The 15,327-nt window shown below is 58.7% G+C and carries 11 protein-coding genes; 6 read left to right on the top strand and 5 right to left on the bottom strand.

The genetic code is table 11. The features are described from left to right. Window positions 1-14 precede the first annotated feature (14 nt). Window positions 15-779, bottom strand: a complete 765-nt coding sequence (locus tag B7G52_RS07045; RefSeq protein ID WP_096696915.1) for a class II aldolase/adducin family protein — start codon at window positions 777-779, stop codon at window positions 15-17. A 42-nt stretch (window positions 780-821) separates the two neighbouring features. Next, complete coding sequence (locus tag B7G52_RS07040; RefSeq protein ID WP_240523352.1) at window positions 822-1,820, bottom strand: tripartite tricarboxylate transporter substrate binding protein; 999 nt, start codon at window positions 1,818-1,820, stop codon at window positions 822-824. 281 nt (window positions 1,821-2,101) lie between these two features. Between B7G52_RS07040 and B7G52_RS07035 the strand changes: the two genes are divergently transcribed. Both B7G52_RS07035 and B7G52_RS07030 read left to right on the top strand, forming a co-directional pair. After that, a complete protein-coding gene (locus B7G52_RS07035) occupies window positions 2,102-2,875 on the top strand; it encodes an SDR family oxidoreductase (protein ID WP_096696913.1) in 774 nt (257 codons plus the stop codon). A 90-nt stretch (window positions 2,876-2,965) separates the two neighbouring features. Further along, window positions 2,966-3,964, top strand: a complete 999-nt coding sequence (locus B7G52_RS07030; protein WP_096696912.1) for a 3-hydroxyacyl-CoA dehydrogenase family protein — start codon at window positions 2,966-2,968, stop codon at window positions 3,962-3,964. 54 nt (window positions 3,965-4,018) lie between these two features. Here B7G52_RS07030 and B7G52_RS07025 read toward each other — a convergent pair whose 3' ends face one another. Then, a complete protein-coding gene (locus B7G52_RS07025; RefSeq protein ID WP_096696911.1) occupies window positions 4,019-5,794 on the bottom strand; it encodes an IlvD/Edd family dehydratase in 1,776 nt (591 codons plus the stop codon). Between the two features lie 205 nt (window positions 5,795-5,999). Between B7G52_RS07025 and B7G52_RS07020 the strand changes: the two genes are divergently transcribed. Continuing rightward, window positions 6,000-6,950, top strand: coding sequence for a tripartite tricarboxylate transporter substrate binding protein (locus B7G52_RS07020; protein WP_096696910.1), 951 nt, complete (start codon window positions 6,000-6,002; stop codon window positions 6,948-6,950). Window positions 6,951-7,121: 171 nt separating this feature from the next. Here the strand turns inward: B7G52_RS07020 and B7G52_RS07015 are convergent, their stop codons facing one another. Next, window positions 7,122-7,742, bottom strand: coding sequence for a flavin reductase family protein (locus B7G52_RS07015; RefSeq protein WP_096696909.1), 621 nt, complete (start codon window positions 7,740-7,742; stop codon window positions 7,122-7,124). Window positions 7,743-7,948: 206 nt separating this feature from the next. Between B7G52_RS07015 and B7G52_RS07010 the strand changes: the two genes are divergently transcribed. The 3 genes from B7G52_RS07010 (at window position 7,949) to B7G52_RS23245 (ending at window position 14,800) form a co-directional block, all read left to right on the top strand. Further along, complete coding sequence (locus tag B7G52_RS07010; RefSeq protein WP_170954700.1) at window positions 7,949-9,772, top strand: DEAD/DEAH box helicase; 1,824 nt, start codon at window positions 7,949-7,951, stop codon at window positions 9,770-9,772. A gap of 85 nt (window positions 9,773-9,857) precedes the next feature. Continuing rightward, the gene (locus tag B7G52_RS07005) at window positions 9,858-13,328 is read left to right on the top strand and encodes a serine/threonine-protein kinase (RefSeq protein WP_096696907.1); all 3,471 of its coding nucleotides are present in this window, start codon (window positions 9,858-9,860) and stop codon (window positions 13,326-13,328) included. Beyond that, window positions 13,325-14,800 (top strand): hypothetical protein, encoded by a 1,476-nt coding sequence (locus B7G52_RS23245; protein WP_141397397.1) that lies wholly within the window; start codon window positions 13,325-13,327, stop codon window positions 14,798-14,800. The genes B7G52_RS07005 and B7G52_RS23245 overlap by 4 nt, the downstream gene beginning before the upstream one ends. Before the next feature lie 272 nt (window positions 14,801-15,072). On the opposite strand, the gene B7G52_RS24415 is transcribed toward B7G52_RS23245, so the two are convergent. Continuing rightward, window positions 15,073-15,174, bottom strand: a complete 102-nt coding sequence (locus B7G52_RS24415) for a YegP family protein (protein ID WP_371328999.1) — start codon at window positions 15,172-15,174, stop codon at window positions 15,073-15,075. Between the last annotated feature and the right edge of the window lie 153 nt (window positions 15,175-15,327).

Raw genomic sequence — 15,327 nt, 5'->3', positions numbered from 1 at the left:
AAAAGGGCTGCGGTTCAGTCCTTGTAGCTGGTGTCAAGGCGGTCCAGCTTGCGCAGCAGCGCCGGCCAGACAAAGGGGCCGCCCATGCCGCCGCCGCGCACATACGTGGCCGCGCGGTCGTCGCCGGTGTAGATTTGCTCGGGGAAATGAATCAGCTCGCCACCGGCCTGCGCGCTGAGCTGGATCTGGCAGGTGCTTTCAAAGCGGTACATGTTCATGAAGGCGTCGGCAATCGTTTCGCCCACCGTCAACAGGCCATGGTTGCGCAGCACCAGGTGCCGCGCGCTACCCAGGTCTTTCTGCAGGCGCGGCTTCTCGTCGTCGCGGAAGGCCACACCTTCGTAGTCGTGGTAACCCAGCGAGGCCAGCACAAAGGCCGACTGCTGCGAGATCGGCAAGATGCCGCACTTCTGCGCGCTGACGGCCACACCCGCGCGGGTGTGCGTGTGCAGCACACACTGCATGTCGTGCCGCGCCTCGTGCACGGCGCTGTGGATCACAAAACCGGCCGGGTTCACCGGGTAGGGCGAGTCAATCACCTTGTTGCATGCCTGGTCCACCTTGACCAGCGACGACGCGGTGATCTCGTCAAACATCAGGCCGTAGGGGTTGATCAGGAAGTGGTGCTCCGGCCCCGGCACCCGCGCACTGATGTGGGTAAAGACCAGGTCGCTCCAGCCGTAGAGCGCCACCAGCCGGTAGCAGGCGGCCAGGTCCACGCGCAGCTGCCATTCTTCGGCGCTGACGACTTGCTTGAGGGAGGCAATGTTCATGTTCATGGGGCGGGTTCAAAAAGTGGGTGAGGTGACTGTGAGGTGACTTTAATCGAGCTTGGCGCCGGAGTCCTTGACCACCTTGGCCCACTTGATGGTTTCGCTCTGGATGTGGCTGGCCAGCGCCTCCGGGCTGCCCGGGGCCAGGTCCAGGCCCAGCAGCGCGAGTTTTTCCTTCACATCGGGCATGGCCATCACCCGCAGGGTCTCCGCGTTGATGCGGGCCAGCACATTTTTGGGCAGACCGGCCGGCGCCATCAGCGCGAACCAGGACGAGGCTTCAAAGCCCGGCAGGCCGGCCTCGGCCATCGTGGGGATGTTCGGCGCGGCCGCCGAGCGGGTGGCGCTGGTCACGGCCAGGGCGCGCACATCGCCCGACTTGACCAGCGGCAGGGCCGAAGGCATGTTGTCGAAAATCATGGTGATGCGCCCGCCCAGCAGGTCGGGCACGGCCTGCGCGCGGCCCTTGTAGGGGATGTGCTGCATCTTGACGCCGGCCAGCGTGTTGAACAGCTCGCCCGAGAGGTGGATCGAGGTGCCGCTGCCCGAGGAACCAAAGGTCAGCGGCGTCTTGCCGGCCAGCGCGATCAGCTCCTTGACGTTTTTGGCCGGCACCGCGTTGTTGACCACCAGCAGATTGGGCGTGGCCGCCAGGAAGCTGATGGGCGTGAAATCCTTGATGTGGTTGTACGGCATGCTGGCGTACAGCGCGGGGTTGATGGCGTGGGTGCCCACCGTGGCAATCAGCAGGGTGTTGCCGTCGCCGGCGCTTTTGGCCACAAAGTCAGAGCCGATGTTGCCGCCCGCGCCGGGCTTGTTGTCCACCGTGAAGGTCTGCCCCAGCGACTGGCCCCATTTGTCGGCCAGTATGCGCGCCAGCGTGTCCGGCGCGCCGCCCGGCGGAAAGGTCACCACAATCTTGACGGGCATGGTGGGCCAGGCGCCGGTCTGGGCCTGGGCCGGGGGCAGCAGCAGGCTGAGCAGCACGCCCAGGAGGGCGGCCATCCGCGGGAGTGACGGGAGTGACTTGAGTGACTGGCTTGGCATGGGCGAGGTCTCCTGTATTTGTCGTTAATATGTACACATACGGTGCGTCACGAAAACTCGGGCCATCGTAGCCCTTCATGCCCGGCCTGTAAATCCACCAACTGATTTTTCGCGCCCGGGCGTGCGGTCGCTTTTGCGTTTCTGCCCACAGTCAGCGCGGCTGAGCCTGCTGGCCCGATGTCCTGTGCGCTGTGCTCGGGCGCAAAAGGATTTGAAAAGGGTTGGTTCGCATGGACTGGCGAGCCGGCGATTCGGTCATTCTTGGATAAGGAGACGGCAAGATGAACGTGAAAGAATTGTTCAAGCTGGATGGAAAAGTCGCACTGATCACCGGCGGTTCGCGCGGGCTGGGCCTGCAGATGGCGCAGGCTTTGGGTGAAATGGGTTGCAGGCTGGCGATCACGGCGCGAAAGGCCGAGGAGCTGGCCGAGGCGAAGACACATCTCGAAAAAATGAACATCGAGGTCCTGACCCTTGTCAATGACCTGTCAAAAACCGACCAGATCCCCGCCATGGTCGATCAGGTGCTGCAACGCTTCGGCACCATCGACATTCTCGTCAACAACGCCGGCGCCACATGGGGCGCTCCCGCGGAAGACTACCCGGACGAGGCCTGGCACAAGGTGCTGGGCCTGAATGTGGACGCCCTCTTTTTCCTGTCGCGGGAAGTGGCGCGCCGCTGCATGATTCCGAACAAAGCCGGCAAGATCATCAACATCGCCTCCGTCGCCGGCCTGCGCGGCAGCGCCACCAACGTCAGCACCATCGCCTATCACACCTCCAAAGGCGCCGCCGTCAATTTCACGCGCGCGCTGGCTTCCGAATGGGGCAAGTACAACATCAACGTGAACGCGATTTGCCCGGGGTTCTTTCCTTCCAGGATGTCTGCCGGGCTGCTGGAAAAGGTCGCAGAAACGGTGATTGCGCGCGCACCCCTGCACCGCATCGGCGGCGACGACGACCTCAAGGGCGTGGTGGTGTTTCTCGCGTCCGAAGCGTCGCGCCACATCACCGGTCAAAGCATCGCCGTGGATGGAGGCATCAGCGCGGTGTAATGCATGCCTTGAGCCCATGCGGCTTGACCGGCACGCCTGTCCGTCGTGTCCGTTTCGCCAGCCTGTTTTTTCTTTTTTACCTCGCCACTCATGAATACCCTCAACGCCAACAACAACGCCTCACCGCTTGCCGCCCCGTCCAACGGCCTGCCCAAACCTTCCCGCGCATGCGCGCTTGTCGTCGGCGGCGGAACCATGGGCGCCGACGTCGCCCTGGTGCTGGCGCGCGCCGGCTGCCGCTGCATCGTCGTGGAACCCGGTGATGCCCGCCGGCAGGGGCTCGACGCCTATTTCACCAACGGACTGCTTGCGCTGGAAGCCGGCCACAGGCGCGAGCGGGTCTCCGCCTGCGCCTCGCTGGACGAGGTGGACTGGCCCTCGATCGATCTCGTCATTGAATGCATCCCCGAGAAACTGGCACCCAAGCAGGCGCTGTTCGCCGAGCTGGTCCAGCGCAGCCGCCCGGATGCGCTGCTGTGCAGCAACAGCTCGAGCTTTCCGATCTCCGCCATTGCAGAAGGCCTGGCGACCGCGCAGCGCATGCTCGGTCTGCATTTTTTCATGCCGGCGCATCTCGTGCCGCTGGTGGAAGTCGTGCTCGGCAAGGCATCGGCCGCCCCACTGGCCGATGCCTTGTCGGCCTTCATGCGCGGCTGCGGCATGGTGCCGGTTCTGGTGCGCAAGGACCTGCCGGGGTTTCTCGCCAACCGGCTGCAGCATGCGCTGGCGCGCGAAGCGTTTGCCATGATCGATGCCGGCGTGGCCACGCCGGAAGATGTCGATGCGGCCGTGCGCTTTGGCTTCGGCTTCCGCTTTCTGGCGGCCGGCCCGGTGCTGCAACGCGACCATGCCGGTATCGACGTGCACTGCGCGGCTGCGGCAACGATGTACCCGTCGCTTGCCGCCACTACCGAGCCGGCCCGAGCCTTGTCCGAGCGCGTGGCCAGCGGCAGGCTGGGCATGAAAACCGGCGAAGGTTTTTTCCCGTGGACCCCAGAGGCCATCGCCGCCGAACGCAAGCGTTATGACGATCTGCTGAGGGCGGGCCTGCGCCTGCTGAAGGCGGAACTGCCGCAGATTGAAGACTGAAGACGAGCGCCAGTAAAACAAGCAGCGGGCGATGGCACGCGCTCGCCCGGCGGCCTACTTGGCCCCGGGGATGGTCTGGCGAATGGTCGTTGCACGCAGAAAGTCGAAATCCACGCCCTGGTCGGCCTGCGTCACGGTCTGGAGGAAAAGCTTGCGGTAGCCGCGTTCGGCGCTCGGCCGCGTGACCGGGCAGGCCGCCGCGCGCGCGGCCAGCTCCTCGTCCGATACCAGCAGACTCAGTTCGCGCCTGGCCACGCTGAGGCGGATGCGGTCACCGCTGCGCACATGCGCCAGCGGTCCGCCGATGGCGGCTTCGGGCGTGACGTGCAGCACGATGGTGCCGGCCGCGGTACCGCTCATGCGGCCATCGGAAATGCGCACCATGTCCTTGACGCCCGCGCGCGCCAGCTTCATGGGAATCGGCAGGTAACCGGCTTCGGGCATGCCCGGCGCGCCGGTCGGGCCGATGTTTTTCAGCACCAGAATATCGTCCGCGTTGACGTCGAGGTCGGGCGCGTCAATGCGCTGCGCCATGTCGTGCGCGTTCTCGAACACCACCACGCGGCCCTCATGCTCCATCAGCGCCGGCGCCGCCGCCGACTGCTTGATGATGGCGCCGCCGGGCGCGAGGTTGCCCTGCAGCACCGCGATGCCGCCCTGCGGGTAGATCGGGTTGGAGAAAGGCCGCACCACGTCCTGCGCAAAGCCGGGGCCGGCGCGCTCAAGCTCTTCACCCAGCGTTCGGCCGGTCACGGTCAGGGCATCGAGGTGCAGCAGCGGCTTGAGTTCGCGCAGCAGCGACGCCATGCCGCCGGCCTTGTGGAAATCCTCCATGTAATGCTGGCCCGAGGGCTTCAGGTCGACCAGCACCGGCGTTTCCCGGCTCATTTGATCCAGCGCCTTCAGGTCCACCTCAAAGCCGAGGCGGCCGGCAATCGCCGTCAGGTGAACAATGCCGTTGGTCGATCCGCCAATCGCCAGCAGCACGCGCATCGCGTTTTCAAATGCCTTGGCCGTCAGGATGCGGTCAATCGTCATGCCGGTTTTGGCCATCTGCACCGCCAGCGTGCCGGTTTCCTCGGCAATGCGGATCCGGTCGGCGGTCACGGCCGGGGCCGACGCGCCGCCCGGCACCATGATGCCCAGGGCTTCCGCAATGCATGCCATGGTGCTGGCGGTTCCCATGACCGAGCAGGTGCCCACGCTGGCCACCAGCTGGTTGTTGACCGCGCCAATTTCCTCGGCGTCGATTTCGTCCGCGCGGAACTTGCCCCAGTAGCGGCGGCAATCGGTGCAGGCGCCAACGCGTTCGGAGCGGTGCGAGCCGGTCAGCATGGAGCCGGTCACCAGCTGGATCGCGGGAATGCCCGCCGAGGCCGCGCCCATCAGCTGCGCCGGCACCGTCTTGTCGCAGCCGCCGATCAGCACCACCGCATCCATCGGCTGCGCGCGAATCATTTCCTCGGTGTCCATCGACATGAGGTTGCGCAGGTACATGCTGGTGGGCTGCGAAAAGCTTTCATGCACCGAGATCGTCGGGAAATCCATCGGCAATCCGCCGGCCAGCATGATGCCGCGCTTGACCGCCTCGATCAGTTGCGGCGCATTGCCGTGGCACGGGTTGTAGGCGCTGCCGGTGTTGGCGATGCCGATCACCGGGCGCTCGAGCGCGCTGTCGGTATACCCCGCGCCCTTGATGAAGGCCTTGCGCAGAAACAGCGAGAAACCCTTGTCGCCGTAATTGGTCAAGCCCCGCGATATGCCGAATTCGGCATCCTCAGGCGTGGTGGAATGAGACGCAGCGCTGTTGGAAGAGGTAGGGGTGGTCATGTTGATTCAGTGGCCCGCGACAGGCAGTGCGGTAAAGTGACAGATCATAAGATGCAAGCGTCGATAAGCGTACCTGATCAAAAATCAAAAAAATCAGGCGGCTTTTTTTCACGACGCACCGGTTTGAAACCACCAGGAGACACCCTTGAAATTGCGCCCTCTTCCTCTTGAAAAATCCCTTGTCCGGCGCGCCCTGCTGGCCGGCATGGCAGCCGCTGCCGTGCTTGGCATGACCGGCCCGGTCCTGGCCCAGGACTACCCGAACAAGGTGATCAAGCTGGTGGTGCCCTATCCGCCCGGCGGCGCAACCGACGTGATTGGACGGGTGATGGCGCAAAAGCTGTCAGTCGCCCTGGGGCAACAGGTCGTTGTGGACAACCGCGCCGGCGCGGCCGGCAGCATAGGCGCTGCGGCCGTGGCAGCGGCACCGGCCGACGGCTACACCCTGCTCATGGGCGCCATGACCAGCCACTCGATCAGCGCGGCGCTGAACCCGAAGGTAGCCACCTTTGACATGGACAAGAGTTTCGCGCCCGTCGCCATCGTCGGCACCGTGCCGCTGGTGTTTGTGGTCAACCCATCGATCAAGGCCAATACCCTGGCTGAATTCATTGCCTTGGCCAAATCCCGGCCCACGCCGCTGAGCTTTGCGTCCGCCGGCAATGGCTCGCCGCAGCACCTGGCCGGCGAAATGTTCCAGCGCGCCGCCGGCGTGCAGATGCTGCACGTGCCCTACAAGGGAAGCGGCCCCGCCATGACCGACCTCATGGGCGGCCAGGTTGACAGCATGATCGAGACCGCGCCTGCCGCGCAAAGCCACATCAAGGCCGGTAAGCTGCGCGCGATTGCCGCCGCATCCGCCCAGCGCATAGCCACCCTGCCGGAGGTGCCGACTGCCACCGAAGCCGGTCTGAAAGGTTTTGAGGTCAGCTCGATGTTCGGCATTGCCGCGCCGGCCGGCACCCCTGCCGCCATCGTCACCAGGCTCAACGACGCGCTGAAATCCATCCTGACCCTGCCAGACGTGAAGGAATCGCTGCTGGCCCAGGGCGTGATCGCAACCTACAGCACGCCGCAGGAAGCCGCCGTGGCACTGCGCAACGAAAGCGCCAAGTGGACCAAGGTGATCCGGGACGGGAACATCAAACCGGATTAGGCGCTGTGCCGGTGCGCCCGAACGGTGAACGCCTGGCCAGACGCGCCTAGCGCCAATACGGTTCAGTTAAGCACGAAACCCGTTCGGGCTGAGCTTGTCGAAGCCTTGTTGGTCTGCGACCCGACCCTTCGACAGGCTCAGGGCGAACGGCTTAACTGAACGGTATTGCGCCTAGCGCGGCCGGTACATGCGGAACAACTGCTCGGGCCCCACGGTGAAGTAGTCGCCCGGCCCGCCGCCGCGCAGCACATGGCCGGCGTTGGCCGTGTCGTACACGCCGTCTTTCAGCAGCGCCCTGGCAATGTGCACCGCCACCACCTCGCCCAGCACCAGCCAGGTGTCAATCTTGCTGCCATCCACCCCTTCGAGCTGCAGCACCTGCGTGCGCCGGCACTCGAACGCCACCGGGCTCTCCCGCACACGCGGCACCGCCACCACGCGCGAGGGCGCGGGCGTGAGGCCGGCCAACTCGAACTCATTGACCTCGGGCGGCACCGCGGCGCAGGTCTGGTTCATCTGCTCGGCCAGCGCCCGCGTGGTGAGGTTCCACACAAACTCGCCGGTGGCCTCGATGTTGCGCACCGTGTCCTTGTAGCCAATGCTGGCAAAACCCACGATGGGCGGCACGTAGTTGAAGGCGTTGAAAAAGCTGTAGGGCGCCAGGTTCAGCGCCCCGGCCGCGTTTTGCGACGAGATCCAGCCAATCGGCCGTGGCCCGACGATGGCGTTGAAAGGGTCATGCGGCAAGCCGTGGCCGTGGCGGGGTTCGTAGAAGTGGATGGCGTCTGGCAAGGGAGCCTCTGAAGGTTGGAAAGATGGGACGACGATACCCGAAGCCACTCGCCCTCAAAGCCCGCGGGCCATACCGCGGCCACAAGGGAATACCCAGAGTCCGCGCGGCGAAAGGGGAAAAAAATCACCGAGAAAACCGGCACTCCTGCGCACGATCACAGGCATGATGTTCGTAACCAGGTGTTATCGAACGGCGGCAATCTTCAATGGCGACTCTTATTCCGGCAATCAGCAGCTGCGTTTCCCGCATGACTGGTGGCGAGAAACGTCTGGCCGAGCGGCTGGAGAAAAAGCTCGACGATGACTACCTGCTCTGGTACGACGTACCGGTGGGTCCCAAGTATTCGCACCCTGACTTTGTCGTGATGCATCCCCGGCGCGGGCTGCTGGTGCTGGAGGTCAAGGACTGGCGGCTCAGCACGATCAGAACCGCCGACAAGACGACCTGGGAGATCCTTCCCGACGGCATTCCCAAAACCGTTCCCAATCCCCTCGAGCAGGCGCGGCAATACGCGCACCAGGTCATCGACGCCTTGCAGCGCGACAAGCAGCTGGTTCAGCCCGACGGCAAGTACCAAGGCAAGCTGGCTTTTCCGTGGAGCTATGGCGTGGTGTTCAGCAACATCACGCGCAAGCAGTTTGAAAGCGCCGAGTTGCACCATGCGATTGAGCCGCACCGCGTAATCTGCCAGGACGAAATGCTGGAGTCCGTGGACGCCGAAGACTTCCAGAGCCGGCTGTGGGACATGTTTCCGCACATGATGCGCGGCGTCATGTCGCTGCCTCAGCTGGACCGGGTGCGCTGGATCATGTTCCCCGAAGTACGCGTGCAACCACCGGGCACGTTGTTTGACGACAGCGATGCCGAGGCGGAACTGCCCAGCATCATGCGCGTGATGGACATCCAGCAGGAACAGCTCGCCCGCAGCCTGGGCGACGGCCACCGGGTGATTCACGGCGTGGCGGGTTCGGGCAAGACCATGATCCTCGGCTACCGCGCCGAGTACCTGGCCAAGGCCAACACGCCAGCGTCCAAACCCATATTGATTCTTTGCTACAACGAGCCGCTGGCCGTGAAACTTGAATCAGTGATGGAAGCCAAAGGGCTGGCCGGCAAGGTGCATGTGCGCAACTTTCACCGCTGGTGCCGGCAGCAGCTCGTGACCTATGGGCAAGCGATTCCGGCACAAGGCGCCAACATGTTCGACGAGATGGTGAACAACGTGATCCGCGCCGTGGACCGCAAGCAGATTCCTTCAGGCCAGTACCAGGCCGTGCTGATCGACGAGGGCCACGACTTCGCGCCCGAATGGCTCAAGCTTGTCACGCAAATGGTGGACCCGGCCACCAACAGCCTTTTACTGCTCTACGACGATGCGCAAAGCATTTACGAGCGCAGCCGCAGCAAGCAGTTCAGCTTCAAGAGCGTGGGCGTGCAGGCCCAAGGCCGCACGACCATCCTGAAGATCAACTACCGCAACACCAAGCAGATCCTGCAAACGGCCAGCCTGATCGCGGCCGACCTGCTGACAGCAGACGACAAGGACGACGACGGCATTCCGCTGCTCAAGCCGATCAGCTCTGGCCGCGACGGCCAGGCGCCGCTGATCATTCGTTTGCCGACCTTGCGTGATGAAGCCAACAAGATTGCCGAGCTGTTAAGCGATGCGCACCAGGAAGGCCATGCCTGGGGCGACATGGCGATCATCTGCCGGCATTACTCGGTGATGGAGGAATGCGCGAACGCGCTGGCTCGCAAGAAGCTGCCGCATCAGGTTCGCAAGTCATCGGGTGATTTCAAGCCGGGTGCGGACACCATCAAGGTGCTGACCATGCACGCCAGTAAAGGGCTGGAGTTTCCTGTTGTCGCGTTGCCGGGCATTGGGCAGATGCCTGGGGACGGAGACGATGAGCATGAGGAGGCGCGGCTGTTTTACGTCGGTGCGACTCGCGCGACCCACCGCTTATTAGTCACCATTAGCGGAGAAGCGGGATTTGCGCGCAAACTTGATCTTGGAAAGTTGGGTTAGCTGTAAAAAAGCAGTGTTTTCCTGATGTAACTACGTAAAAAAGCCCAGGCGAGCATAGAAATTTGTAATTCTTAGAGAGCGATCTATGAGCAATGGAAAAACGTTAACGTTACGTCCCGGCACCAAGCGATTTATTGCTGGCGGGCGTTACATGACAAGCGGCGAACCTCGCCGAGGAGGAATTGCCTGCGTGTACCGTGCGCTTGACACTCAAAACGAAATTTACGTAGCACTCAAAGTTTTTCGTCCTGTCTCTGGTACAGATGATGTTGTCGAAGAATCGTTTAGACGAGAAACGCAGGCGCTATCTGATCTAAAACATAGAAACATAGTGCAGATCTTGGACTCTGGATTTGACGACGAATCGGGCGAGTACTACATAGTTATGGAGTGGATTGAAAAGGATTTGGCCAGCATCTGTCAACTCAAACCATTTGGTAACTGGGGGGATTTTTTTAACTCCTCCGGGCGCCAAATTCTAGAAGCACTGGCATTCGCTCATACTCATGCAACCGTTCATAGGGACATTAAGCCTAGCAATGTATTACTCACGTCAGACGGCATCGTAAAAGTCTGCGACTTCGGAATATCAAAAATACGGAATTTTCTTGAGCCAGGTGTTACGCTGGCTCAGTATGCATCGATTCCGTACGCCCCGCCTGAACAGGATGACGGAACCTACAGCTATAGCCGCGATGTTTTTGGGTTCGCCGCGTTGGCCATCGCCACGCTAGTCGATCTCCCTCCTCAGAACCACCGGAACCTACTCGAAGCACTTGAAAACCTCAGCATTGATGAGTCTGTCAAACGACTACTTCGCCGGTGCCTGAGCATTGAAAGTCCCAAGGATAGACCGCAGAACGCTGCTCAATTACTGAGCGAGTTTGAGCGCCTTCAACCCAAAGAAGCTAACGAATTCAAAGGCACCATTTTGGTCAGTGTGACCACCAAAGTGCGGAGCATAGTGGAATTCGATCTTGGCTTAACTTCCGAAGATGCGATTCAGAAGTTTATTGAAACGGATTTGGCAGATGCAATCTGCGAGCATGAGAAGGGGGAACCAAAGCCCCATCCTGATGGTACGGCGTCCCTTGGTAAAGCTGTACGCATTTACGGAAGTCGTTACGGCTATGTTGCCGTGATGACGCCACCAGACGGTCAACGCCTGCTATTGGTTTCTGCATTAGATATTCCACCTTCAGATATGGAGAGAAGGCGAGACCATAGCTGCAGAACCGGTTACAGACTCGCATTCTCTGGCATATCCAATGATGAGTCTTCTCGTAACGTTGCAGATCTCAACGAGCTTCTCCTGCAATTTGGGGCTGATCATAAAGTGCAGCTCTTAAAGCAACGAGAGCAGGCTATTTACAGGACGTGGCTGGACCTGTTAAGTGCTAAAACTGAATTGGAACGCGGCCGAAAATTGCGATTTAGATATGAAAGATTTGAGGCTTCTGGTTCAACCGTGAGATTTAAGCTGACTCCTGGACAACCAGTGACCGTTCTAGAAGAGCAAGATATTCGAGTTGAACTCCCTAATGGTGACTTTTATCTAGGCACCGCCATATCCGTCGTCGACGATGTCGCACTAATTCAGGCTAATCAACGAAATCGCGTTGAGGCAGATGCAATACCCGAATCGGGAAAGTTTGAGGTCGACACAACTAAGGCAGATGCAGCCCTAGACAAGCAAAAATCTGCACTAGATGCGGTGCGTTATGGTCGCTCTGTTGATCCACTGCTTGGAGATCACATTATCAATCCAGAAAATGTCGTGGTCCCTCAGATACAAGATCTGGATTTCTTACAACAACAAATAGACGAAGATAAGAAAGACGCTGTTCGCATAGCCATGGCGGGCCCGGCAGTGATGGTTGTGCAGGGTCCGCCGGGGACGGGGAAAACGACATTCATAACCGAGCTAGTACTTCAAACTCTCCGCGAAAACAGCGAAGCAAGAATATTGCTGACATCCCAGACCCACGTGGCCCTAGACAATTCTCTTGAACGCATCACAAAGGAAAGCAATGGCCTAGTTCGCGCCGTTCGGATTGGGCACGAAGACGACGAAAGAATCGCGGCTAGCACCAAAGCACTACTGGTCGATAACAAACTGCCGTTGCTTCGACGGTCGGCACTTTCTCAAGGCAAGGAATTCATTGAAAAATGGGCGACCGACAGATCAGTTGAACTTGGATATACCCGCATGGCAATGGCTTTAGAGAGGCATGCTGGGCTGACAGAACGAGTTGAGTATGTGGAGGCGCGTGTGGCGGAGTTGCGTCCCATGCTGTTGGAGGAAAAAAGAAAGTCCATTGAAGCCGAAGAGCTTGCCGATCTTGATGATCAATTAAATAGGTTCATTAGGGAAAAGGAAGAACTTAGTCGCGACCTGAAGGAGTCACTCTCCGAGCTACGGAAATATGAGCAAGACAAAGAAACATTAAAACATCTCGCGGAGTCTTCTGCGGCTGAGCTTAGAAGTTGGGCGGATGTGTATGCACCGAATACGGAGCAGGGCAGACAACTGCGAAAACTCCTCGTGGCACACGCAGACTGGGAGGCTCGATTTGGACGTAGCCAAGAATTTCGCGCGGCTCTAATTGCCTCATCGCAAGTAGTCGCAGGAACTTGTTTAGGCGTAATGGGTATACCCGGAAGAAATGAAATAACTTACGACTTATGCATTGTCGATGAGGCTTCTATCGCGACACCCACAGAAGTTCTGGTGCCAATGTCTCGCGCCCGAAGAACAGTGCTCGTTGGGGATCGAAAACAACTGTCTCCGTTCCAAGATCCCGCGCTACGTACCTCCGGCCTGCTTGAGCGCTTTCAATTAAGGGTGGAGGATCAAAAAGCGACTTTATTCAATCTGCTTAGCGACGGACTACCGGTTGAGTTACGTAAAACGCTAACAACTCAGCACCGCATGCTTCCGGCGATTGGCGACTTGATTTCGTCATGCTTTTACAAAAAAGAATTGAAAAGTGTCGAGCGCCCTCCAGTCGTACACCTTCAAGGAGTCCTACCGCGGCCGGTTACGTGGTTTTCTACCAGCACACGACATAACAAAGGTTCGCGACCAGCAGGTACATCTCACTCGAACGACCTTGAAGTGCAGCTAATTATTCGGATGTTAGCCAAAGCCGACTTTGTTATGAAACACGGAAAGGGAAAGGGAAAGAAGATTTCAGTTGCCGTTCTTACCGGATATGGAGAACAGAAAAAGCGCCTACGCTCGGCGATCGACACAAAGCTGCACGAATGGGCCAGCTTCTCAGATATTTACGTCAATGTTATAGACGCATTTCAAGGCAGGGAAGCAGACATGGTGATTTTTTCGGTTACACGCTCAGACCCCGCCGGCTTAGGGTTCTTAAGAGAGATGGAGCGAATAAATGTTGCGCTTTCTCGCGGTAAGGAGCTGCTGGCCATTGTAGGGGACCATCAGTTTTGTCAAGAGGCGGAAGACAAATCTAATCCACTTAAAGAAGTATTGGACTATATCAAAGGCAACCCGGAAACTTGTGCTCTGGAAGAGGTGATGGAATGAGTCTCGACCTAATTCTTGAGCAAGCGGCGCATGCCCGTCCCGGATATGCACTTGCCACATTTAAGGAGGCGGCACTCCCATTTTTTTTACTCACGGCTCGGGTGCTAACTCTTGAAAAAAAAGCGCTAAGCCCTATAGAGGAAGGCTGTTTGCGAGCTGCTGATTCAGGGTTAACTTCACCTGAAGAGATTTGTTCATTCTTAGGTTTGCCAAAGACGGTTCTCACGAGTGTTCTTGCTGCATTGAATGCACGCGAGTGCATTAGCTATATCCGAGCCACTGGGGATTTTTCGGCCAAAGTAGCGATAACGGCTAAGGGCCTTGGGGCTCTAAGTGATGCAAAAATTATCGTTCCACAGGAGCGCATAGTAAAGTTGGTTTTTGACCCTTTCTTGAAACGCCTCGTGCATGTGCCGCCAGGGTCGCTTTTCAAACCGCGCGAAGTCAAGGAGATCGGTTGGCTAGAAATTCCTCTTTGCGGTTCAAACCGTCCTGAGGTAGAGGACATAGCGTTGCCCGAGCTGGACAGAGTCATTGCGCGCATACGCCCACATGATGAAGAGAAAAGTGAGCTTCTTGCCCTGCGGCGCATTGAGCGCAGGGAATTGGTATTTTCCCCCTGCTTGCTTCTATTCTATAAAGCGATGCAAGGCAATGAGGTGCAGATTGCTTTTTATCAAGACGATGACTTTTCTGTTGAGCACGAGAATGCTTTTAGAGAGCTAGATGGGCCAGCCCAAGTTGGGGCAAAAAATGTTCTTGCTCCGGCTGAGGTTCCAGACGTTTCTTCTGTACTTGAGAACACCGACTTGAAGGCTGCGCTATTTGATTTAAATGAAATAGGCGAGTTGGCTGCTGACACCGCGGAGCAATCTTGGAAAACTGCAAAGCCAATTGGCAAGCCGCCGCCGAAGTTACGGGCCATGACACAGAGGCTGGTTCGTTGCCATGAACACCCTGGCCTGCTAACAAAAGCACTGACCACGAGCGTTAAGCGGCTACTCGTTATCTCACCTTGGATCACTCATCAAGTCGTTGACCGTGCGTTCTACACGTCGCTTGAGACATTGTTGAGAAATGGCGTTGATGTACACATCGGCTACGGCCTTGCGGATAAAGTTGATGCTCAAGGTAAAGACAAGGCTCGTCAGAAGCCAACAATTTCACCTGCTGCGCAGCAAGGGTTAGAGGATTTGCAACGGCGCTTCTCCAATTTTTCTCTGAGATTTGTGGGAAACACTCACAGAAAGCACTTAGTTTGTGATGATAAATTCGCAGTGGTCTCAAGCTTTAATTGGCTCTCATTTCGTGGAGATCCGAAGCAAAAAGCTCGCGACGAGCTCGGCTTTTTAGTGACCGAACCTGACGACGTAGCAAGCCTATTCAACGACGGCATCGAGCTGCTGAATCAAGGTTATGACCACCCGTCCCCAGGAAGAAGCGGCCTAGAAATAAGTCGCTCCAGGCTATAGGCTTACCCCAAATGGGTTCATGGATTGCGGGTCAAGCCCGCAATGACAAACCTTGGTGCAGGTCATCGCAAAGCGTTTGCTGCACGCGCTTGAGGATCCTGGCTTGCCGCGTGTGCAATGCGTCCCACTGCTACAGTGCGTGCCACGCCCACCCAAGCCGCTTCCCCACTCTCCGCATGACCCACGCCGTCTCGCGCCTGAGCCAAAGACCAAACCAACACCTGAAAAAACCAAACCGGCCAAGTGAGCCAGTTTTTTTTAATGTTGAAGCTTCAAGACAAGTCGTCTATTGCGGCGTTAGCGGCAAACCGCTTGAGCTGGTCAATGCTGTGTTCGCAGCTCTGTTTGCTTGTATACGTTTCACTTTGCGCCATGGGTTCAGTGTTTCCCCGAACGTTATGAAACGTCCAGTAGAACTGATTGTTCGACGAGCGCCTGATTTTGAACACGCACTGGTCGCCCACCGCCATGGCAGCCAGACTGTTTTGAGGTGAAGAAAGAAGTCCCATGAATGAATACTCCGTTTA

Source organism: Polaromonas sp. AER18D-145 (assembly GCF_002379095.1).
GTDB lineage: Bacteria > Pseudomonadota > Gammaproteobacteria > Burkholderiales > Burkholderiaceae_C > Polaromonas.
This window is presented reverse-complemented; position numbering and strand designations above follow the sequence as displayed.

What these genes read in the sequence shown, in the direction of transcription:
- B7G52_RS07010 (WP_170954700.1), top strand. Translation starts at nt 7,949, where the DNA reads ATGGCGACTCTTATTCCGGCAATCAGCAGCTGCGTTTCCCGCATGACT.
- B7G52_RS07005 (WP_096696907.1), top strand. Translation starts at nt 9,858, where the DNA reads ATGAGCAATGGAAAAACGTTAACGTTACGTCCCGGCACCAAGCGATTT.
- B7G52_RS07025 (WP_096696911.1), bottom strand. Translation starts at nt 5,794, where the DNA reads ATGACCACCCCTACCTCTTCCAACAGCGCTGCGTCTCATTCCACCACG.
- B7G52_RS24415 (WP_371328999.1), bottom strand. Translation starts at nt 15,174, where the DNA reads ATGGCGCAAAGTGAAACGTATACAAGCAAACAGAGCTGCGAACACAGC.
- B7G52_RS07040 (WP_240523352.1), bottom strand. Translation starts at nt 1,820, where the DNA reads ATGCCAAGCCAGTCACTCAAGTCACTCCCGTCACTCCCGCGGATGGCC.
- B7G52_RS07030 (WP_096696912.1), top strand. Translation starts at nt 2,966, where the DNA reads ATGAATACCCTCAACGCCAACAACAACGCCTCACCGCTTGCCGCCCCG.
- B7G52_RS07045 (WP_096696915.1), bottom strand. Translation starts at nt 779, where the DNA reads ATGAACATGAACATTGCCTCCCTCAAGCAAGTCGTCAGCGCCGAAGAA.
- B7G52_RS07035 (WP_096696913.1), top strand. Translation starts at nt 2,102, where the DNA reads ATGAACGTGAAAGAATTGTTCAAGCTGGATGGAAAAGTCGCACTGATC.
- B7G52_RS07020 (WP_096696910.1), top strand. Translation starts at nt 6,000, where the DNA reads ATGGCAGCCGCTGCCGTGCTTGGCATGACCGGCCCGGTCCTGGCCCAG.
- B7G52_RS23245 (WP_141397397.1), top strand. Translation starts at nt 13,325, where the DNA reads ATGAGTCTCGACCTAATTCTTGAGCAAGCGGCGCATGCCCGTCCCGGA.